This window comes from Rhodococcus sp. A14, assembly GCF_011603105.1.
Classification (GTDB): domain Bacteria; phylum Actinomycetota; class Actinomycetes; order Mycobacteriales; family Mycobacteriaceae; genus Rhodococcus_F; species Rhodococcus_F opacus.
Genome location: NZ_JAAOQS010000016.1, coordinates 1 through 20778, shown reverse-complemented (window position 1 = coordinate 20778; position 20778 = coordinate 1). Strand labels below are relative to the sequence as shown.

The window sequence follows — 20778 nt, the reverse complement described above, 5'->3', positions numbered from 1 at the left end:
GCCGCGCCTCTAGAAACCGGGGAGACCGGGCAGGCCTCCCCCACCGAATCCACCCGCGAGCGGACCGAGTTTCTGCGCCGCGATCTCCTGCGCCTTGTTCGACGCGTCCTCGATCGCACCGATCACGAGGTCCTGCAGAGTCTCCACGTCGTCGGGATCGACGACCTTCGGATCGATCTTCAGACCGACCACTTCACCTGTCCCCTTGACCGTCGCGGTCACGAGTCCGCCACCGGCCTGCCCGGTGACCTCGGCCTCGGCCATCTCCTGCTGAGCGGCCATCAGCTGCTGCTGCATCTGCTGTGCCTGCGCGAGGAGCTGCGACATGTCGGGTTGTCCACCTGGTTGCACTGACGTGGTCCTTTCTGCTGTTTCCCCTGCCAGCGTAGACCGTGACCGTCGGCGCGGTCCGGCGCCGACGCCGTCGTGGGACTCACCACGACGGCGCCGGAGCGAACCGGCGTCGCGTCAGGCGAGTTCGCGCTCGAGGTTCGCCAGCACCTGCCCCTGGATCTTCTTCAGACCCAGCGGGGCGAACGTCTTCTCGAAGAAGCCCCCGATGCCGCCCGCGCCCTTCCACTCGGTGGTCGTGGTGACCGTCGAACCGCTGCCGCTCGGGGCGACGACCCAGGTGGTGACGAGCGACGAGTTCGCGTCCGTCTCGGTGATCGTGTTGCCCGCCACGGTGACCGTGGTCTTGATGTCGCGGGACCGCTTCTCGGTGGCCTTCAACGTCCACTGCGCGACGGTGCCGCCACCCTGCCCGCCCTCGAGGACGCGGTAGTCCAGGTACTGCTCCGAGAGGATGCGCGGACGCACCGTCTCGTAGTCCGTCAAGGCCGCGAGCACCTTCTCCGGTGTGGCTGCGACGGTGATCGAACTGCTCGCGCTGACCTGGCCCACTGTTCTGACTCCTCTTGTACGATTTGTACGAAACTGCTTCCTCCTCTCATCCTGCCTTCCGTCCGCGAGTCCGGGCGATGACGTGGCAATCTATTGTGAGGTAGCTCACTTCGACGTGGTCACGACCCGCACATTGATGAGACATTTGTGTGAATCTTCGGTCGACCGCGCCGATATGCGTGGCCTGAACCCGCGGAGAGGGATAGCGTCAGGGTGTGGCTGCCTCTTCGGTTGAACTACTGAAAAGCATGCGGGAGGGTGGACGCCCCTTCCGTGCGCATCGCACTCTGCCCGTCACCGGGATCGACGCTCACCGCGCCGGCGTCGAACGGCTTCTCGCGTCCTACCGCGCGATTCCCACGGACGCCACCGTGCGACTCGCGAAGAAGACGTCCAACCTGTTCCGGGCGCGGGCCCAGACCAGCGCACCCGGCCTCGACGTCTCCGGGCTCGGCGGAGTCATCTCGGTCGACGAGCAGGCCCGGACCGCGGATGTCGCCGGAATGTGCACGTACGAAGACCTGGTGGACGCCACCCTGCCGTACGGGCTGGCGCCGCTGGTGGTTCCGCAACTCAAGACCATCACACTCGGCGGCGCGGTCACCGGCCTCGGCATCGAGTCGACGTCGTTCCGCAACGGGCTCCCCCACGAATCGGTCCTCGAGATCGACGTCCTGACCGGCAGCGGCGACATCGTCACCGCGACACCAGAAGGCGAGAACTCCGACCTGTTCTGGGGGTTCCCCAACTCCTACGGAACCCTCGGCTACTCCACACGACTGCGCATCCAGCTCGAGCCCGTCAAACGGTATGTGGCACTGCGACATCTGCGTTTCGATTCCCTGGACGAGCTGCAGTCGGCGATGGACCGCATCGTCACCGAGCGCGTCCACAACGGCATCCCCGTCGACTACCTGGACGGCGTCGTGTTCACCGCGTCCGAGAGTTACCTGACGCTGGGCCATCAGACCGACGAGGGCGGCCCCGTCAGCGACTACACCGGGCTGAACATCTTCTACCGGTCCATCCAGCACAGCTCCGTGAACCACCCCAAAACGGACAAACTCACCATTCGAGACTACCTGTGGCGCTGGGACACCGACTGGTTCTGGTGCTCACGCGCCTTCGGCGCCCAGAACCCCACCATCCGCCGGCTGTGGCCGAAGAACCTCCTCCGCAGCAGCTTCTACTGGAAGCTCATCGCCCTCGACCACAAGTACGACATCGGCGACCGCCTCGAGAAGCGCAAGGGCAACCCGCCGCGCGAACGCGTCGTGCAGGACGTCGAAGTGCCCATCGAGCGGACCGCGGACTTCGTCCGCTGGTTCCTCGACGAAATCCCGATCGAACCGCTGTGGCTGTGCCCGTTGCGGTTGCGGGAACCTGCCCCCGCCGGCGCGTCCTCGCAACGCCCCTGGCCCCTGTACCCCCTCGAACCGAAACGCACGTACGTGAACATCGGATTCTGGTCATCGGTGCCCATCGTTCCGGGCCGACCCGAGGGCGCCGCGAATCGGCTGATCGAAGACAAGGTCAGTGACTTCGACGGACACAAGTCCCTCTACTCCGATTCGTACTATTCACGAGAAGATTTCGAACGCCTCTACTACGGCGGCGATCGATACACGGAACTGAAAAAACGCTACGACCCGAAATCACGATTACTGGACCTTTTCTCCAAGGCGGTGCAACGTCGATGACAACTCTGAAAGCTTCACGCTCCCAAGACCACAAGCTGACCATCGCAGAGATTCTCGAAACTCTGTCCGACGGCATGCTCCCCCTGCGGTTCTCCGCCTACGACGGCAGCGCCGCCGGCCCGGAGGACGCCCCCTACGGTCTCCACCTCAAGACCACCCGGGGCACCACCTACCTGGCGACCGCCCCCGGCGACCTCGGCATGGCCCGGGCCTACGTGTCCGGCGACCTCGAGGCCCGCGGCGTCCACCCCGGCGACCCGTACGAGATCCTCCGCGTGATGGGCGACGAACTGCACTTCCGCCGTCCGTCCGCGCTCACGCTCGCCGCCATCACGCGCTCGCTCGGCTGGGATCTGCTGCGCCCCATCGCCCCTCCCCCGCAGGAGCACCTCCCGCGGTGGCGTCGAGTCGCGGAAGGGTTGCGGCACTCCAAGTCCCGCGACGCCGAGGTCATCCACCACCACTACGACGTCTCGAACACCTTCTACGAGTACGTCCTCGGCCCGTCCATGACCTACACGTGCGCCTGCTACGAGAACGTCGAGCAGACCCTCGAAGAGGCACAGGACAACAAGTACCGCCTCGTCTTCGAGAAGCTCGGCCTCCAGCCCGGCGACCGACTGCTCGACATCGGCTGCGGCTGGGGATCGATGGTCCGGTACGCCGCCCGCCGCGGCGTCAAGGTCATCGGCGCCACCCTGTCCCGCGAACAGGCCGAATGGGCACAGAAGGCCATCGCCGAAGAAGGACTGTCCGACCTCGCCGAGGTCCGGTTCTCCGACTACCGTGACGTCCCCGAGACCGGATTCGACGCCATCTCCTCGATCGGCCTGACCGAGCACATCGGCGTCGGCAACTACCCCGCCTACTTCGGACTGCTGCAGAGCAAGCTCCGCGAGGGCGGCCGGCTGCTGAACCACTGCATCACCCGGCCCGACAACCAGAGTCAGGCACGCGCAGGCGGCTTCATCGACCGGTACGTCTTCCCCGACGGCGAACTCACCGGCTCCGGACGCATCATCTCCGAGATCCAGAACGTCGGACTCGAGGTGCGGCACGAGGAGAATCTGCGCGAGCACTACGCACTCACCCTCGCCGGCTGGTGCCAGAACCTCGTCGACAACTGGGACGCCTGCGTCGCCGAGGTCGGCGAAGGCACCGCACGTGTGTGGGGTCTCTACATGGCCGGGTCGCGACTGGGCTTCGAACGCAACGTCGTTCAGCTGCACCAGGTCCTCGCCGTCAAGCTCGGCCCCAAGGGCGAGGCGCATGTGCCGCTGCGTCCGTGGTGGAAGTAGGCGGCTCCGCCGCCCGTGCGCCTTTTTGGTAGCTAGAGCAACCAGAAAGGCGCACAGGCCGGGCAGGGCCTCTCGCCGGGCCTGATCCACCCCTCCCGCACGAGCACGGTCTCCACTTCACGGGCCACCACACACGGATTCTTCGTCACCTCGTCGAATCCGTAGACGAGTCGCGGCCGTCCCTGCAGTTCCGCGGCATTGTCGCGTCGGCGGTCCCGGAACGCGACCTCCGCCATGGCATGCGCGCGGCGACCGTCGAGTCGCACGATGAGCGGCACACCGTGGTCGGAGTAGTCGCAGTCCTCGAAGAGGGTCCGCCCGTCCACGACAACGGGTGACTGGCGCCGCGCCCGTGGAAGCCCGTGCGCATCCTCGACGTCGGTGGCGTAGCGGTACTCGAGCACCGACTGGACGCCGTCGGCGAGCAGTCGTACCGCATCCACGAGCGCCTTGCCATACCGACGTGGTCGTCGCTCCTCCATGCGTCGCCGGATGTCGCGCAGGGGGATCCGGGCATTGGTCACGAGGGCGATGAGCCTGGTGTATGCGTCACGGGCCGTGGGCTCGGCAATCGCGAGGTCGAGTGCAGTGTCGGCTCGCGCCGTACGAGGCGGATCCGTGTCGACGGCGATGTAATCGTGGGCCCTCGACCTGTGCACGACAACTCCCGGATGCAACGGCGAGGACGGAGCGATCGGATTGCCGGGCTTACGCGACGGACGCATGCCCGTCGAGCTCTGGCACCGCGACGATTTCCCGTACGGCACGGTGATGTGGATCGGTTCGCCGTCGCGGCGAGGGACCATCCCCCATTCCTCCGCCGCGGTGATGTGGCTGAGCATCGAATGGCCGCCGCCGTAGAGGAGAGCGGCGGACAGGATCATGTTTCGGGTCAACGGGCCGTTGGTGACGGCATAGACGCCTTGGAGGACACGGCGCCACTGCCCCGAGTCGAGGAGATGGCGAACCCTCCCTCTGGAGAAGCCGAACGGCTCGAGTTGGGATTGCGTGACGATCCCGAACTGGGTGTCGACGAGGCGCTGAAAGTCGTGGAGGTCGATGTCGGTCATACGGCGCATCGTGCGATGCTCGTCCGACTCCGATGCCGACAAAAACGCGGTTATCCACGCTGCCTGTGGATAACCGCGAAGTTGTGGATAACCCGCCCCGTGCGCCTTTTTGGTTGTTGCAGCTACCAAAAAGGCGCACGGGCGGCGGAGCCGCCTGCTACTTCAGCGAGGCCGGCGGGGTGAAGCGCTCACCGTACTTGGCGGCGAGTTCTTCAGCGCGCTTGACGAAGCCGGCCTGGCCGCCTTCGTAGCCCTGAATGTACTGCGACACACCGCCGGTCCAGGCGGGGAAGCCGATACCCATGATGGAGCCGATGTTGGCGTCGGCGGTGGTGAGGAGCACGCCTTCGTCGAAGCACTTCTGCGTCTCGATGGCCTCGATGAACAGCATGCGCTCGATGAGATCCTGGAACGGCACCTCGAGTTCCTTGGAACCGAAGTTCTCCCGGAGACCGGACCACAGGCCGGTGCGCTTGCCGTCGGCGTAGTCGTAGAAGCCGGCGCCGCCGAGCTTGCCCTTGCGGTCGAACTTGTCGACCATCGTGTTGATGACGTCGCCTGCCGGATCGGCGGGCAGTTCCTTGCCTTCGGCCTTCGCAGCTTCCGCGGTTTCCTTGCGGATCTTCTGCATCAGCGTGAGGTTCAGCTCGTCGGACAGCTGCAGCGGTGCCGCGGGGTAGCCGGCCTGCATGCCTGCCTGCTCGATGGTGGCGGGCTCGATGCCCTCCGCCAGCATGGCGATGGCCTCGTTGATGAACGTGCCGATGACGCGCGAGGTGAAGAAGCCACGCGAGTCGTTGACGACGATCGGCGTCTTGCGGATGGCCTGCACGTAGTCGAAGACGCGCGCGAGGGCTTCGTCGGACGTCTTCTCGCCGCGGATGATCTCGACGAGCGGCATCTTGTCGACGGGGGAGAAGAAGTGGATTCCGATGAAGTCCTCTTGACGCTTCACACCCGTCGCGAGGCCGGTGATCGGCAGGGTCGACGTGTTCGAGCCGAGCAGGGCCGTCGGCTCGACGATGTCCTCGATCTCCTGGAACACCTTGTGCTTCAGGTCCTGCGACTCGAACACGGCCTCGATGACGAAGTCGACACCGGCGAAGTCGGCGGGGTCGGCGGTCGGGGTGATGCGGTCGAGCAGCGTCTTCGACTTCTCCTCGGTGGTCTTGCCACGCGAGAGGGCCTTTGCCTCGATGCCCTCGGAGTACGCCTTGCCCTTGTTGGCGGCCTCGATGGTGACGTCCTTGAGGACGACGTCGAAGCCGGCCTTCGCGGACACGTAGGCGATGCCCGCGCCCATCATTCCGGCACCGAGCACACCGACCTTGGTGATCGGGGTCTTCTCGATGCCCTCGGGGCGGGAGGCGCCGGAGTTGATGGCCTGCAGGTCGAAGAAGAACGCCTGGATCATGTTCTTCGCAACCTGGCCGGTGACCAGCGACGTGAAGTAGCGGGCCTCGATGAGGAGCGCGTTGTCGATGTCGACCTGCGAGCCCTCGACGGCGGCGGCCATGATGGCGCGCGGTGCCGGCATGGGAGCACCCTTGAGCTGCTTGCGCAGGTTCGCGGGGAACGCGGGCAGGTTGGCTGCGAACGCCGGGGTGGACGGGGTGCCGCCGGGGATCCGGTAGCCCTTCTTGTCCCACGGCTGGACGCCGCCCTCAGGGTTGGCCTGGATCCACGCCTTCGCGGCGGGCACCAGCTCCTCGACCGAGGACACGACCTCGTCGATCAGTCCGACCTCCTTGGCCTGCACCGGTCCACGCTGCTGCCCCTGGAGCAGCACCTGCATGAGCGCGTTCTGCAGGCCGAGCATGCGGACGGTGCGCACGACGCCACCACCACCGGGCAGCAGGCCGAGTGTGACCTCGGGCAGGCCGATCTTGACGCCCTTCACGTCCGCGGCGACGCGGTGATGCGTGGCCAGGGCGATCTCGAGTCCGCCACCGAGCGCGGCACCGTTGATGGCGGCGACGACGGGCTTGCCGAGCGTCTCGAGTCGGCGCAGGTCCGACTTGATCGCGACGCTGTGGCTGTAGATCTCGTCGGCGTTCTCCGGGCCGACCTTGATCATGTTCTTCAGGTCGCCGCCGGCGAAGAACGTCTTCTTGCCGGACGTGATGACGACACCGGTGATGGAGTCCTTCTCGTCGACGAGGCGGTCGACGGTCGCCTTCATCGAGGAGATGTAGGCGTCGTTCATGGTGTTCGCGCCCTGGTTGGGATCGTCGATGGTGAGCACGACGATGCCGTCGGCGTCCTGCTCCCAGTTGATGATGTTCTGCTCGCTCACTGCTTCAAGTCTCCTGATGGTCCGGGCGGTCAGACGCGCTCGATGATGGTGGCGACGCCCATACCGCCGCCGATGCACAAGGTGATGAGGGCGTACCGGGCGTTGCGGCGTTCGAGCTCGTCGATCATGGTGCCGGTGATCATGGCGCCGGTGGCTCCGAGCGGGTGACCCATCGCGATGGCACCGCCGTTGACGTTGAGCTTCTCGTCGGGGATGTTCAGGTCCTTCTGGAACTTGAGCACGACGGACGCGAATGCCTCGTTGATCTCGAACAGGTCGATGTCGTCGACGGTCAGACCGGCGGCGGCGAGCACCTTCTTCGAGGCCGGGGTCGGGCCGGTGAGCATGATCGTGGAGTCGGCACCGCTGGTGGCCGTCGCGACGACGCGGGCGCGCGGGGTCAGGCTCATGTCCTTGCCCGCCTGCTCGGATCCGACGAGGACCAGTGCGGCGCCGTCGACGATGCCGGAGCTGTTGCCGCCGTGGTGGACGTGGTTGATCTTCTCGACCCAGTGGTACTTCTGCAGCGACACGGCATCGAAGCCGCCCATCTCGCCGACGCCGGCGAACGACGGGTTGAGGCCCGCGAGGTTCTCGAGTGTGGTGCCGGGACGCATGTGCTCGTCCTGATCGAGGACGGTGAGGCCGTTGATGTCCTTGACCGGGACGACGGACTTGGCAAAGTAACCGCCCGTCCACGCCTTCGCGGCGAGGTCCTGCGAGCGGACGGCGTACGCGTCGACGTCCTCGCGGGAGAAGCCCTCGATGGTGGCGATCAGGTCGGCGCCCACACCCTGGGGAACGAAGTAGTTGTCGTAGTTGGTGGCCGGGTCGAGCGCCCACGGTCCACCGTCGGAGCCCATCGGCACGCGGGACATCGACTCGACGCCACCGGCGATGACCAGTTCGTCCCAGCCGGAGCGCACCTTCTGCGCGGCGGTGTTGACGGCCTCGAGGCCGGATGCGCAGAACCGGTTCAGCTGGACGCCACCGACGGTGTCGGGCAGTCCGGCGTCGTTGACCGCGACGCGCGCGATGTCCATGCCCTGGTCGCCGACCGGGGTGACGACGCCGAGGATCAGGTCCGAGATGCGATCCTCGTCGAGGTCGGGGAAGCGGGCGCGGAGCTCGTCGATCAGGCCGGTGACCAGCGAGATCGGCTTGACCGAGTGCAGCGAACCGGTCTTCTTTCCGCGGCCACGCGGGGTGCGGATGGCTTCATAAATGAATGCCTCTGTGGTCACTGTGGAGTGTTCCTTCCTTATCTGCGTCGACGCCGACCGTGCACACGGCGCTCTGCACGGGGCATACCCCGGCACGTTCACCTTAGAACGTGTTGCAAAACGGAAGGAAGGACCGAAGCGATCCTGGATCGTGACCCAGGCGATCACGATCGGCCGGTCTCCACCATGCCCGGCCCGACCTTTCGTGCTGTAATGACGCGGCGCTCGACCCGATCCGAGCGGAGGAGAACACGCTGTGACCACCCGACTGTCCCGTCGGCAACTGTTCGGCGCCGCGACCGCGGGTGCGGTGACCGTTGCCGGGCTGGGGCGTGCCGCAGCGTCCGCGAACCCGGCTCTCCGACTGCCGTCCCCTGGCGCGATCACCGCGTCCGATCCGGCTCTCCTCAGTGCGGTCGAGGCCGCGTCGCTGTTGCAGTCCCGGGCGCTGCATCCGCGCGAACTGCTCGACTCGTGCCTGGCACGCAGCGCCGCGCACGACGGCGGCATCGGGGCGTGGATCCGCATCTATCCCGAGCAGGCGTACGAGGCCGCGGAGTCGGCCGCGCATCGGCTGGCGGCAGGGTCCGCGCCGCCGGTCTGCGGATTGCCGATCGCACTGAAAGACCTGTACGCGGTGGTCGGGCTGCCCGTGACGGCGTCGAGCGGCGTCCTCGAGGGCAACATCGCCGCCGGCGATTCCGGGGTGTGGCGGCAACTGCGCGACGCGGGCATGGTGCTGATGGGCCACGCGCACACCCATGAGTTCGCCGTCGGAACCGCCACACCGCAGGTGGGGAACCCGTGGGACGTCGAGTACTCGCCGGGTGGTTCGTCCGGTGGCAGCGCCGCCGCCCTCGCCGCACGATTCGCGCCTTGTGCGGTGGGAACCGACACCGGCGGGTCGCTGCGCATTCCCGCGAGCGCGTGCGGGATCACGTCGATCAAACCGACGTTCGGCCGGTGCAGCACCAGCGGGGTGATTCCGCTGACCTGGACGCGCGATCACACCGGCCCGATGGGACGCAGTGTCGCCGACGCGTCGCTGCTCCTGAGCCACATGGCGGGTGTCGACGTCGACGATCCCAGCACGTCGGTGGGTCCGGACGTTCCCGCGGAGGGTTACCCGCTGACCGCCGCGGGCGGGTCACGCCCACTGTCCGGCACGCGCTTCGGGTTGCCGCGAGGTGTCGCCGACGAGCTGCCCGGCCCGATCGGGTCCCTGTTCTCCGCGTTCCTCGACCTCGTCCGCGCGCTGGGCGGCGAGATCGTCGACGTGACCGTGCCCGACGTCCCGAAGGGGCTGCTGAGCGGAGATTATGCCGAGTTCGGCTCGTACCACCGGCAGTTCGCGGACCGGCTCCCGGCGTACGGTCCGGAGTCGGCGCTCGCCGCGACCGCGGCGATGGCGAGCCTCGCCCTGCCTGTCGCGGACTACTTCGCTCTCGAACGCGCCCGGCTGCGCTTCCAGCACGACTACAACCGGATGTTCGCCGAGCACCGGCTGGATGCGATTCTGCGTCCCTCACCGACGGGGTGCGGCGCGACGCGCTCTCCGATTCGAGCGTGTTCGCCGGTGCGCGGGAAAACTACTTCTGGGCCAACTACACGGGAGCACCGGTCGTCTGCACCCCGGTGGGCCGGTCCGCGGCCACCGGCATTCCGTTCGGGGTGCAACTGGGCGGGGTTCCGTGGTCCGAGGCGTCGCTGATCTCCATCGTCCTGGAACTGCAGGAGGCGCAGCCGGTGTGGCGGGACACGCCGCCGATCGGTCCGTCGCCGCGGCGGATCCCCGAGGTGCGGGTGGCAGCCCCCGGTGCCGGACCGACCGCAACCAACACAAACGACACGGGCCCGGGCATCCGGTTCGTGCCGACGACGTCGACCGCGGCAGTGTGACCTCGCGCGGTCAGGCGGCGAGGCCGAGACCCGCGTCCCGCGCCCGGACGATCGCGGTGGGACGGTCGGGCACACCGAGTTTGGCCAGCACGTTCGACACGTGGTTGCGCACCGTCTTCGGGCTCAGCACGAGCCGCCGCGAAATGCTCGCGTTGTCGTAGCCGCGGGCAACGAGGTCGAGGACCTCACGCTCCCGGTCGGTCAGCTCGGGAAACACCGTGGGCCCCACCCTGCGTGAGGCGGCCATGAAGCTCATCGCGCGCGCCGCCACCGCGGCGCCGAGGATCACCTCCCCGTTGGCGACCGCCCGGACCGCCCGTTCGACCTCCCCTGGATCGGCCCCCTTCACCAGGTAGCCGCGAGCCCCGGCACGCACCGACGCGACCAGCGACTCGTCGTCCTCGTGCATGGTCACCACGAGCACCCGCAGTGCGGGGTGCCGCTCAAGGAGCCGCCGGGTGGCGTCCACCCCCGAACCGTCCCCGAGTTCGAGGTCCATCAGCACCACGTCGACGTCGCCGTCGACGACGTCGAGCGCCTCCGCGACGGAGCTGGCCTGCGCGGCCACCTCCATGCCGTCCAGCGTCGACAGCAACGCGACCATCCCCAGCCGGAACACCGGGTGGTCGTCGACGACGGCGACCCGGATGGACGACGTGGTGGAATTCGTGGTGCCTGCGCTCATGATGCGGTCAACGGTAACCGGGCCGTGACCACCGTGCCTGTCGGACGGGCGGATTCGATGTGGAGCGTGCCACCGAGTTCGTGGGCCCGCTCGCGCATCGACCGGGTCCCGACGCCGCCGCCCCCGGTCGGATCGAACCCGCACCCGTCGTCGTGGATGACGACCGTGAGCATCTCCCGCGCGAACGTGGCGTCGACGCGGCAGCCGTCGGCGCCGCTGTGCCTGCGCGCGTTGGTGACGGCCTCGACGACGATCCCGTACGCGGCGGCGCCGATCTCCGCACCCAGCCTCGGCGGCGGATCGGCCTGCACCCGCAGCCGGAATCCGCTGCGCGACTGGTTGGCTGCCAGTTCGTGCAGCGCCGGGACCAGTCCGAGCTCGTCGAGCACCGGCGGGAACATGCTGCGGGACAGCTGCCGGACGCCCTCCACCTGATGGTCGAGTTGCTCCTGCAACGCGCCGATGAGTTCCGCGGCGGCAGCCGGGTCCGAGCCGAGCAGGTTCCGGGCGCCCTGCAGGCCGAGTCGGATACCCGCCAGCGACGGACCCAGCCCGTCGTGCAGTTCGCGGCGAATCATCTGCCGCTCCTCCAGTCGCACGGACGCCAGCCGGCGTCGCGCCTCCTGCAGGTTCTCCGCCGACTGCAGCACCACGAGACCGGCCGTCACCACCGCCGACAGCTCGGTGAGCGACCGGCGGGTGCGCGCCCCCAGCGACTCCCCCGGCGGCGCCGTCACGACCATCGTCCCCAGCGCCGCACCCCGGTGGACCAGCTCCACCGACTCGGCGTGCCCCGTCGCCGAACCCCACACCGCGGCAACCCCGCTGGTGCGCCGCACGGACACGGATTCGAGCCGCAACGCGACACCCACGCCGGCAGCGAGACCCTCCAGGAGTTGTTCCGGGGTCTCGGCACTGCCGAACTGCCGGCCCAGGGTCCGGACGGCCCGCGCCGGATCCGCGCCCTCACCGTAGACGAGGCGGTGCACCCGCCGCTGCAGCCACAGCCGGACCGGCTGCACCGCGACGGCGACGACACCCGCCGCGACCACCTGCGCCCCCACCGAATCACCCTCGGGCAGCAGCGCCGTCACGGCCGTGGCCACCACCACGTAGAGCGCCAGCAGCAGGACGGTGAGCGTACCGGCCACGGTCGCGCGGCTGACGGCCAGATTCAGCCCCCACATGCGCTGGCGCAGGATGCACACCAGGATCGCGACCGGATAGAACGCCTGAACAGCCAAGTGCACCAACGGGTTGAGCACCCACAGTCCCGGCAGCGACGCGGGCAGGGCCAACGGAATGTACGCGGCGGTCATCAGCGCCGTGCCGAGGCACATCCATCCGAGCCCGACACGCTCGTCGGGTGGGCCGTGCCGCCACCGCCACCCGCAGTCCGCTGCCGCCGCGGAGCCGACGACGAGAACGGGCACGATCACCCACACCGCGGGGATCTCCGTGAACGTGCGGGACCAGAAGTACCAGGCCGTCGCGGCGATACCCGCGAGGACGCCGAGTCTCGCGCCGACGCCCAGCGGGTGGTCGCGGATCAGCCACGGCACGATCAGGAACAGGCTGAGCGTTCCGGGAATCCACGCCGTGTTCTGCAGCGGCGACAGCACGTCGACCCACGGCAGCCCGGGACGCACGACCGCGAGTTGCGAACAGCTGTAGCTCAGCGCAGCGAGACCCACGCCGATCGCGGTGAGCCCCATGATGATCGGCACGGGGTGCACCCGCCGCGCGAGGACGACGCCCGCCACGGTTCCGTAGACCGCCGCCCCGACGACGTCCACCAGGAAGAACAGTTGGTTCGAATCGATGCCCGGATCGGCCCGGACGAACGCCGCCACCGACAGGACGACCAGAATCCAGGCGGACACCGCCATGACAGCAGCAGGTACGGGCGCACCGCCCGTACCTGCCGACCCCTCGGTCATTCGAGTGTCCTTCTGCTTCACCATGATGCGAACGAGTATCGCCCCTACTCGCGCACGGTGTCGGCGAAAGCGAAACCGATCGCGCTCACCAGCACCCACAGCGGTCCCGTGAACCCGGCGAGGTACTGCAGCGGCGAGACGCCGATGACGGCCGTCACCAGGCCCAGGACCAGGCTGACCCAGCCGATCCACCGTGGGCCCGCCTGTCCGCGCAGCAGTGCGACGGCCACCGCCACCGCGCTGACACCCGCGCCCGCCCACAGCCACGGGATGGTGCCCATCCAGTGGCCGCCGACCACCGCGAACTCCGGCACCAGCTGTTCGTTGTCACCGAGACCGAACACCAGCTCGGTGGTCAGGCCGGTCCCCAGCAGGCACGCCGCCGACGTCAGGACCAGACCGAACGCCGCGACCGACGGCAGGATGCTCTCGGCGGGCAATGCGGCTCGCAGCCGCTGGGACAGCCCGGCGGCGAACACGAGGATCAGCAGCGCCGCGGTCATGATCGACACGTGCATGACGAGGATCCCCGTGCGCTGTCCGGCGAGGCCGTTCATGATGGCAACCGGGTCACCGGCCGACGCCTCCGCGTAGACCGCGTCGATCGACATGCTCGCCTGGATGCCGACGATTCCGGCCACGCCGGCGAGGACCCCGACGTAGGCCCACCACCGGCCACCTCGCGGTCGCCCGGTCGCCGGGACCTCGTTCTGCACGCCGTCTGGAACATTCACTGTGCTCATGGGACGAGAATCGGCCACCCGGCGTCCCGGGCACCAGGGGCGGATGTCCCGACGTTTCGGGACCGGCGACGACTGCCCCGTCGGGTCAGCCCTCGAGCTTCTTGGCCCCGAGCATGTCCTTGAGCAGTTCGAACGCCACGTCTTCCGGGTCGCGACGGGTCGCGGGGTCGGCGGGTTCCGCCGCCTCCGCGAACATCTCTTCCTCGTCCTCGGGTGTGGAGACGGGCGGCGTCGTCGCCGAAGCCTCGTAGTCGATCGGCCCGGGATCGTCCGGGTAGTCGGGTGCCTCCGGCGGCGGAATGTCGTCGTCCGGCTCGGACGACGGACGTGCCTGACCCGCACCCGGACCCGAGTCGGAGCGCTGCGTGTCGGTCGGCTGCTGCGGCGGACGCTGCGCAGTCTTCTCCTGGCTGGGCCGGGAGAATCGCGGTGCGCCTGCCGGCTTCGTCGGCGCTGCAGCGGCCTTCGCGACCGGTGGGGGCGGCGCCGTCGGAGCACCGGCCTGATACTCCACTTCCCAGGTGCCGCCGAACATCTCGGTGAGCACCTCGGTGATCACCTGGGCGTTGTGCGGTGACGCGATGCGAGCGCCCAGGTTGGGGACGGGGTGCGCCAGGATCAGGCGGTTGCCCTGAACGTCGTGCACCGTCGCGGCCGACAACATGGCGGGCAGAATCTTGTTCCGCTGACTCACCTTCTCGCGCAGCGAGTTCCAGGACTCGCGCAGCGCGGCGGCATCCGGGCCGGCCGATGCGGCGGGCTCCGCCTCCACTTCGGGGGCGAGCGGTGGCTCCGGCTCCGGTTCGGGAGTCGGTTCCGGCGCAGGAGTCGGTTCCGGTGCAGGAGTCGGTTCGGGTTCCGGGACGGGAGCGGGCGCCGGCGCGGGGGCCGGCTCGGGCTCGGGTGCGGGAACAGGGGCCGGTTCGGGCGCGGGCGTCGGTTCGGGGACAGGCGTCGGCTCGGGCTGCGGCTCCGGTTCGGGAACGGGTGTCGGCGCGGGTTCCGGAACCGGCCGCGGCATGGGTTCGGGTTCCGGCTCGGGCGGCGGGGGCACGGTGGCTGCCGCGGCCTGGCGCAGGGACGGTCGCTGGAACTTCGGTTCCGGTTCCGGCTCGGCAGGCGGTTGCGGCGCACGCGCAGGAGCCGCCGTGGGCCGCTCGGCCGCGTCGACGGCCGGCGCCGACCCGGCGGGCGGAAGTCCGCGTTCGACGCGTTCGAGTCGCTGCAGCACCGCGGACTCCGCATCGGACGCCGAGGGCAGCAGCATCCGGGCGCACATCACTTCGAGCAGCAGGCGGGGGGCGGTGGCGCCGCGCATCTCACCGAGGCCCGCGTGCATCACCTCGGCGTAGCGGGTGAGCGTGGCGGGACCGATCCGCTGGACCTGGGCGCGCATGTGCTCGAGCACGTCGCCGGGCGCGTCGACCAGGCCACGTTCGGCGGCGTCGGGCACCGCCTGCATCAGGATGAGATCGCGCAGGCGCTCGAGCAGGTCGACGGCGAACCGGCGCGGATCGTGGCCTGCGTCCATGACCCGGTCGACCGTCCCGAACAGCGCTGCACCGTCACCGGTGGCGAGCGCGTCCACGGCGTCGTCGATGAGCGCGACGTCGGTGACGCCGAGCAGCGCGAGCGCGCGCGGGTAGGTGACGCCCTCGTCGCCGGCTCCGGCGAGCAGCTGATCGAGGATGCTCAGCGAGTCACGCGGCGAACCGCCACCCGCGCGGATGACCAGCGGATACACCGGGTCGGCGACCGGCACACTCTCCTGGTGGCAGATCTTCTCCAGCAACCCGCGCATCGTCGCCGGCGCGAGCAACCGGAACGGGTAGTGATGGGTGCGCGAACGGATGGTCGGCAGCACCTTCTCGGGTTCGGTGGTGGCGAAGATGAAGATGAGGTGCTCCGGCGGCTCCTCGACGATCTTGAGGAGCGCGTTGAAACCGGCCGTGGTGACCATGTGGGCCTCGTCAACGATGAACACCCGGTACCGCGACTCGGCGGGCGCGTAGAACGCGCGGTCACGCAGCTCACGGGTGTCGTCGACGCCACCGTGGCTGGCCGCGTCGAGTTCGGTGACGTCGAGGTTGCCCGATCCGCCGGGGCCGAGCGCCACGCACGAGGGGCACTGGCCGCACGGCGTCGAGGTCGGACCCTCGACGCAGTTCAGCGATCGGGCCAGGATGCGGGCAGACGACGTCTTGCCACAGCCGCGGGGACCGGAGAACAGATACGCGTGGTTGATCCGTCCGGCGTCGAGAGCGGTGCTCAGTGGTTCGGTGACGTGCTCCTGCCCCACCACCTCGGCGAAGGATGCGGGTCGGTACTTCCGGTACAGGGCCACGCGGAAAGACTACCGGCGGTCCCCGACAGTCCGGGCCGGGTGGTCGAAGCGCCCGCTCAGCACCCGCTCGGGGCGCTACTCACAAGCAAAAGTCCGAACCTGACCGCATTGTGTAACACGTTCGCAACGCAGCGGCAGCACAGTGGAAACCGCTCGCGGTCATCGTGACTTTCCGCGCCGGGTTTCGTCCCGGTGTGTGAGGAGAATGTCGTGCCTGCAATCGACGCCGGAGCAACCGCCTGGCTTCTGATCAGTACCGCGCTGGTCCTTCTGATGACGCCGGGCCTCGCCCTGTTCTACGGCGGAATGGTCCGTTCCACCGGCGTACTGAACATGATCATGATGAGCTTCGTGTCGATCGCCCTGGTCACGGTCGCGTGGCTGGTGGCCGGATACTCCCTCATCTTCGGCGACGACATCGGCGGTGGACTGATCGGCGGGCTGGAGCACCTGGGGATGGTGGGCATCGACCCGACCACCGTCCACGGGCAGGTCCCCGAGATCCTGTTCGCCACGTTCCAGCTGACGTTCGCGATCATCACCGCCGCGCTGATCAGCGGCGCGATCGCCGACCGGGCCAAGTTCTCGGCCTGGATGATCTTCGTGCCCGTCTGGGCCCTCGTCGTCTACGCACCCGTCGCACACTGGGTGTGGAACCCGCAGGGCTGGATCGCGCAGTTCGGCGCCCTCGACTACGCGGGCGGACTGGTCGTCGAGATCGTGTCCGGCGCGTCGGGCCTGGCGCTGGCGCTGGTCCTGGGCCCGCGCCTCGGATTCCGGTCCGAGTCGATGCGCCCCCACAACCTTCCGCTGGTGCTGCTGGGCGTCGGCCTGCTCTGGTTCGGCTGGTTCGGTTTCAACGCCGGCTCGGCGCTCGCCGCCGACGGCACGGCCGCCGCGATCTTCCTCAACACCCTCGTCGCCGGGTGCACGGGCCTGCTCGGGTGGCTCCTCGTCGAGCAGAAGCGGGACGGCCACCCCACCACGTTCGGTGCGGCGTCCGGCGTCGTCGCGGGTCTGGTCGCGATCACCCCGTCCTGCGGCACCGTCAGCATGGTCGGGGCGCTGGTCGTCGGCGCCGTCGCCGGTGTGGTCTGCTCGTTCGCCGTCGGCTGGAAGTTCCGCCTCGGGTACGACGACTCGCTCGACGTCGTGGGAGTCCACCTGATGGGTGGCATCGTCGGCACCCTCCTGATCGGACTGCTGGCCACCGAGGTCATGACCGACGGACCGGAAGGCCTCTTCTACGGGGGCGGGTTCGCGCAACTCGGCAAGCAGTTGCTGGCCGTGGTGGTCGTCGCCCTGTACGCGTTCGGCGTGACGTACGCGCTGGGCAAACTGATCGACCGAATCTTCGGGTTCCGGGTGAGCGCGGAGGACGAGTCGTCCGGCATCGACCTCGCGTTGCACGCCGAATCGGCGTACGAACACGGTGTGCTCGGGCACGGTCCGGGCGGCGGCGGTCAGGGCAACAGCGTCTTCCCGTGGATGCACGAGGCCGAACGTCGGCGGCACCTGGACGCCGAGCGAAAGCAGAAGCCGTCCGATCCCGAGTAGCGGCGGCTACTTCTTCTTCGCTGCCGCAGCCTTCTTCGCCTCGGCCTTCGCGGCCTTCTTGAAGTCGCGGACCTCGTGGAGGCTCTTGTCGTCCACGACGTCCGCGATCGACCGCCGGGATCCCTCGGTGCCGTAGTCGCCTGCGGCCTCCCGCCAGCCCTTCGGCTCCACACCGATCTGTTTGCCGAGCAGTGCCAGGAAGATGCGCGCCTTCTGATCGCCGTAACCCGGCAGCGCCTTCAGCCGTTTCAGGACCTCTTTGCCGTCGGGATCGCCGCTGGTCCACAACGCCTCGACGCTGCCGTCGTAGTTCTCGACGAGGAACGCGCACAGCGACTGGATGCGGGTGGCCATCGATCCGGGAAACCGGTGGACCGCCGGAGTCTGTGCGCAGACGGCCGCGAACTCTTCCGGATCCATCTCCGCGATGCGGTGCACCTCGAGGCCGCCGATCCGGTCGTCCAGCTTCTTCGGACCCGCGAACGCCGTCTCCATCGGAACCTGCTGAAAGGACCACACACATAAGAAACGACCCCCGAGGTGCTACCAACACCGATCGGGGGTCTAGGACACAACGGAGATAGCCGTTATGAACCGTTCCAGCAGCATAGCTGTATCCCCCGACCAGGCGCTCGACACGCTGACGACCAGCGAAGTCCTCGACGTCCTGAGCGCCCATCTCGGCGCTGACTCGACCGGACACCTGGCGTTCCGCCTGTTGTCGATGCTTGCCGTCGATCACCCCGGCGAACTTCTCGACGCCATCGCCGCCGCCGAACGGCTGTACCCAGTCCAGACGTAACCACCGACCCGTTGGGTCGTACAGGTTCCCACCAGCACCTGTGCGGCCTTGCGGGTCGGTTTCGTGCTGTCGACCACTCCGGTACGCCAGGCGTCACCCTCCGCAACGCTCCAAGCTCCTGTGCCCGTGGGTTTCCCAACGGGTAGGCCGCCTCACCAGCGGTGCCGTCGCCCGTCAGAGGGGCCACAGCACCCTTTTCTCGATCACACGTAGCTCCCCCGGTAAAGGCGGACTCGAGCGGGGACGGCCGTGGAGGCCGTACGAGCGCGTGGAATATCCCAGTCCCGGCAGCAGCCGAGTAATACCCGGCGCTGCGTTCACACCAACCGACCGTAGCGATACGACCGACCGGCATGATGTGCTCCCGTACCTTGTGCGGTACGGGGTACGCCCTGCCCTCCCTCCGCTCCACTCTCTCCCAGCATGAGGCCGGTTCGGGGAGGTGGTCCTACTGGACCACAGCCGTTGGACCACAACGGAAACGGGAGACGATGCACCCGGCAGCGGGAGGTAAGCCGGGTACGGCACCCGGTGCGGAAGAATCATCCAACACCGCCTGAGAGCCACGGAGGCGGCCTAACAGGCGTCGGACCAGGGTGTAGGTACCCCCTAGATCACTTACGGATCATGACGTACTCGGCTCGTGCCGTACGCGGCGAGCCGCTGAAGATCTGAGGTTCTCCGTCGATGACGTACCGCTTGCCTCGCCACTCGACGGCGGACTGGGCACCGAGCAGGTCGGGGTATCCAACCAGCCGCAACCGGTACTTGATCGAGGTCTCGAACCCGATCTTCTGCGTCTCCGGACTGGCGCTCAGCATGCCGATGTTGACCGGCTGCACGACAGCCTTGGCCAGGACCCCGACCGTGCCGGGTCGGGTCAGCTTGTTTCCGTCGTCGTCGATGATGACGACCTCGGGGAAGACCTTCACGGTCTCCGTACCTCGATTGAGTAGCGACACGTCAGCCTCCCGTCCCGAACGCCGAACCTCGTGCCGGTGCTGCGAGGTTGGGCACGAGCGAGAACACCTTGGACGGTCGGATACCGAGCGTCTGCCACTCCTCCGGGAGGATCTGCAGCCGCCCCGAGGCGGTCTCACGGTTGAGCTGGTAGCCGTAGGCGCCATCTGTTTCGGACAGCAGGCCGTCAGGGTTGCGGACAACCCGTAGAACGGCCTCGGCCTCGATGTCGACCACGTCGGCCTGGTCGATAGAGCCTGAGGTGATCTGGTCGGCCAGATCCGGGATCCGGCGAATGATCATGCGCTCGACCTGTTCCAGTCGGCGCTCGACTAGCGCGGTTTCCTCGGTCGTCAGCCCGCGACCGAGTACGGCCTGGACATCCTCAGCGGTTGCGTGTGCCACGGTTGCTCCTCTCGGTCTTCTCGGGCTTGGGTAGACCGGCCTTGATCCGGTCTCCGTCCAGCGGTTGGTGTGTGAATCGACGACGGTTACGTCTGGGCATGTGGTGCTCCTTGGTTGTGTTCGGAGGGGCCTGCCTGCTTTTGGCCGGCCCCGAGGGCGACCAGGTAGAAATCAGCCGCCGATAGACCGGCTGCGCCCATCACGGGTGAGGCCTCCTGGCCTGGTGCGACGTGGTCGAGCCAGTCGACGACGTGGCCCCGCAGTGACTGGTAGTCACCGGGGGTACACAGACCCTCGAGTGAGTTGATTTCGTCCGGCAGGAGGGCAGCCAGAGCCTCGGGGCTCGAGGCTGACCGGGTGCGTTTGTGGCGTTTCGGTCGACCCATCAGGCACCCGGCTTCCAGCGAGCTGCAGCGCCGAGCCTGCCCAGCTCGGAGCGGGTCAGGGTGTCCTCGTCGTCGGGGCATCCGAGCGCCTTGAGCAGCTGGACCATCAGCGCCCGGTACTGCCGCAGCTCCTGCAGCTCCGGCATGGACACCGGCTGGCCCTGGGATCCTCGTACGCGGATCTCGTCGGCTGCGTCGACAATCGTCTGCAGCCGCTTGACCACGTCAGCGGTCCGGCAGGCCTCCTCGAGGATGGCCTGTTTCTCGGGTGCATCTGCGAAGTCGTAGACGGTGTGCAGCTCCCTCCAGAGCTGCTTTCCGCGTGCCAAGAGGCCCGTTGGAGCCCTCGGAATATCGGGTTTGTCGGCCATCAGGCCTCCTTAAGTGGTCGTTTGAGAGGCCCTCGGAGGGCCGTTGGTGCAGGTCAGGGGAAGATCAGTGCAGAAAAAGAGACGGCGGCTGGCATGGCAGCTCTCGCACGCGGGCGACATTTCACATCGATGCCACGGCATCGGATATGGCGGGCGTATTACCTCCCGGTCTGGGAAGGGGGTAGGGGGGATACGG

14 protein-coding genes and 4 pseudogenes are annotated in these 20778 nt (G+C 68.1%); 5 read left to right on the top strand and 13 right to left on the bottom strand.

Annotation, left to right across the window (positions count from 1 at the left end):
- Positions 1-9: 9 nt before the first annotated feature.
- A complete protein-coding gene (locus G9373_RS11530) occupies positions 10-327 on the bottom strand; it encodes a YbaB/EbfC family nucleoid-associated protein (protein ID WP_005253373.1) in 318 nt (105 codons plus the stop codon).
- 141 nt (positions 328-468) lie between these two features.
- A pseudogene (locus tag G9373_RS11525) lies at positions 469-903 on the bottom strand (SRPBCC family protein); the annotation flags it as partial.
- A gap of 248 nt (positions 904-1151) precedes the next feature.
- Between G9373_RS11525 and G9373_RS11520 the strand changes: the two are divergent.
- Positions 1152-2603 carry an FAD-binding oxidoreductase gene (locus tag G9373_RS11520; RefSeq protein WP_005562791.1) on the top strand — a complete coding sequence of 484 codons (1452 nt, stop codon included), beginning with the start codon at positions 1152-1154 and terminating at the stop codon, positions 2601-2603.
- A complete protein-coding gene (locus tag G9373_RS11515) occupies positions 2600-3901 on the top strand; it encodes a class I SAM-dependent methyltransferase (protein ID WP_005562789.1) in 1302 nt (433 codons plus the stop codon). The genes G9373_RS11520 and G9373_RS11515 overlap by 4 nt, the downstream gene beginning before the upstream one ends.
- Positions 3902-3933: 32 nt before the next feature.
- On the opposite strand, the gene G9373_RS11510 is transcribed toward G9373_RS11515, so the two are convergent.
- From G9373_RS11510 to G9373_RS11500, 3 genes and pseudogenes are all read right to left on the bottom strand, one after another.
- Positions 3934-4971, bottom strand: coding sequence for a type IV toxin-antitoxin system AbiEi family antitoxin domain-containing protein (locus tag G9373_RS11510; protein WP_133985944.1), 1038 nt, complete (start codon positions 4969-4971; stop codon positions 3934-3936).
- 157 nt (positions 4972-5128) lie between these two features.
- Positions 5129-7300 (bottom strand): 3-hydroxyacyl-CoA dehydrogenase NAD-binding domain-containing protein, encoded by a 2172-nt coding sequence (locus G9373_RS11505; RefSeq protein ID WP_206032077.1) that lies wholly within the window; start codon positions 7298-7300, stop codon positions 5129-5131.
- Positions 7297-8511: pseudogene (locus G9373_RS11500) on the bottom strand (acetyl-CoA C-acetyltransferase); the annotation flags it as partial. The pseudogene G9373_RS11500 and the gene G9373_RS11505, both read right to left, overlap by 4 nt.
- 262 nt (positions 8512-8773) lie before the next feature.
- Here G9373_RS11500 and G9373_RS11495 point away from each other — a divergent pair.
- A pseudogene (locus tag G9373_RS11495) lies at positions 8774-10389 on the top strand (amidase).
- Positions 10390-10399: 10 nt separating this feature from the next.
- On the opposite strand, the gene G9373_RS11490 reads toward G9373_RS11495, so the two are convergent.
- The 4 genes from G9373_RS11490 to G9373_RS11475 all read right to left on the bottom strand — a co-directional run bounded on the left by G9373_RS11490 (position 10400) and on the right by G9373_RS11475 (position 16095).
- Complete coding sequence (locus G9373_RS11490; RefSeq protein ID WP_133985942.1) at positions 10400-11074, bottom strand: response regulator transcription factor; 675 nt, start codon at positions 11072-11074, stop codon at positions 10400-10402.
- Positions 11071-13014, bottom strand: coding sequence for a sensor histidine kinase (locus G9373_RS11485; RefSeq protein WP_167115207.1), 1944 nt, complete (start codon positions 13012-13014; stop codon positions 11071-11073). Before G9373_RS11485 ends, G9373_RS11490 begins: the two co-directional genes overlap by 4 nt.
- A 44-nt stretch (positions 13015-13058) precedes the next feature.
- A complete protein-coding gene (locus G9373_RS11480) occupies positions 13059-13757 on the bottom strand; it encodes a hypothetical protein (RefSeq protein ID WP_169692759.1) in 699 nt (232 codons plus the stop codon).
- Positions 13758-13842: 85 nt separating this feature from the next.
- A complete protein-coding gene (locus tag G9373_RS11475) occupies positions 13843-16095 on the bottom strand; it encodes a DNA polymerase III subunit gamma and tau (protein ID WP_206032076.1) in 2253 nt (750 codons plus the stop codon).
- Positions 16096-16347: 252 nt separating this feature from the next.
- Here G9373_RS11475 and G9373_RS11470 point away from each other — a divergent pair, with 252 nt between their 5' ends.
- Positions 16348-17658, top strand: a complete 1311-nt coding sequence (locus tag G9373_RS11470; RefSeq protein ID WP_206032075.1) for an ammonium transporter — start codon at positions 16348-16350, stop codon at positions 17656-17658.
- Between the two features lie 6 nt (positions 17659-17664).
- Here G9373_RS11470 and G9373_RS11465 read toward each other — a convergent pair.
- Positions 17665-18165 (bottom strand): annotated as a pseudogene (locus G9373_RS11465) (HhH-GPD-type base excision DNA repair protein); the annotation flags it as partial.
- An 82-nt stretch (positions 18166-18247) separates the two neighbouring features.
- Between G9373_RS11465 and G9373_RS11460 the strand changes: the two are divergent.
- Positions 18248-18460 carry a hypothetical protein gene (locus G9373_RS11460; protein WP_167115200.1) on the top strand — a complete coding sequence of 71 codons (213 nt, stop codon included), beginning with the start codon at positions 18248-18250 and terminating at the stop codon, positions 18458-18460.
- Positions 18461-19074: 614 nt separating this feature from the next.
- Here G9373_RS11460 and G9373_RS11455 read toward each other — a convergent pair.
- From G9373_RS11455 to G9373_RS11445, 3 genes are all read right to left on the bottom strand, one after another.
- A complete protein-coding gene (locus G9373_RS11455) occupies positions 19075-19422 on the bottom strand; it encodes a hypothetical protein (RefSeq protein ID WP_167115197.1) in 348 nt (115 codons plus the stop codon).
- Position 19423: 1 nt separating this feature from the next.
- Entirely contained in the window at positions 19424-19777 is a 354-nt protein-coding gene (locus G9373_RS11450) for a Gp19/Gp15/Gp42 family protein (RefSeq protein WP_206032074.1), read from the bottom strand.
- 433 nt (positions 19778-20210) lie between these two features.
- Positions 20211-20582, bottom strand: coding sequence for a hypothetical protein (locus tag G9373_RS11445; protein ID WP_167115191.1), 372 nt, complete (start codon positions 20580-20582; stop codon positions 20211-20213).
- Between the last annotated feature and the right edge of the window lie 196 nt (positions 20583-20778).

Bases quoted from the DNA above. Each gene is read 5' to 3' on its own strand.
- G9373_RS11530 (WP_005253373.1), bottom strand. From the start codon at position 327: ATGTCGCAGCTCCTCGCGCAGGCACAGCAGATGCAGCAGCAGCTGATG.
- G9373_RS11520 (WP_005562791.1), top strand. From the start codon at position 1,152: ATGCGGGAGGGTGGACGCCCCTTCCGTGCGCATCGCACTCTGCCCGTC.
- G9373_RS11515 (WP_005562789.1), top strand. From the start codon at position 2,600: ATGACAACTCTGAAAGCTTCACGCTCCCAAGACCACAAGCTGACCATC.
- G9373_RS11510 (WP_133985944.1), bottom strand. From the start codon at position 4,971: ATGACCGACATCGACCTCCACGACTTTCAGCGCCTCGTCGACACCCAG.
- G9373_RS11490 (WP_133985942.1), bottom strand. From the start codon at position 11,074: ATGAGCGCAGGCACCACGAATTCCACCACGTCGTCCATCCGGGTCGCC.
- G9373_RS11485 (WP_167115207.1), bottom strand. From the start codon at position 13,014: ATGACCGAGGGGTCGGCAGGTACGGGCGGTGCGCCCGTACCTGCTGCT.
- G9373_RS11480 (WP_169692759.1), bottom strand. From the start codon at position 13,757: ATGAGCACAGTGAATGTTCCAGACGGCGTGCAGAACGAGGTCCCGGCG.
- G9373_RS11460 (WP_167115200.1), top strand. From the start codon at position 18,248: ATGAACCGTTCCAGCAGCATAGCTGTATCCCCCGACCAGGCGCTCGAC.
- G9373_RS11445 (WP_167115191.1), bottom strand. From the start codon at position 20,582: ATGGCCGACAAACCCGATATTCCGAGGGCTCCAACGGGCCTCTTGGCA.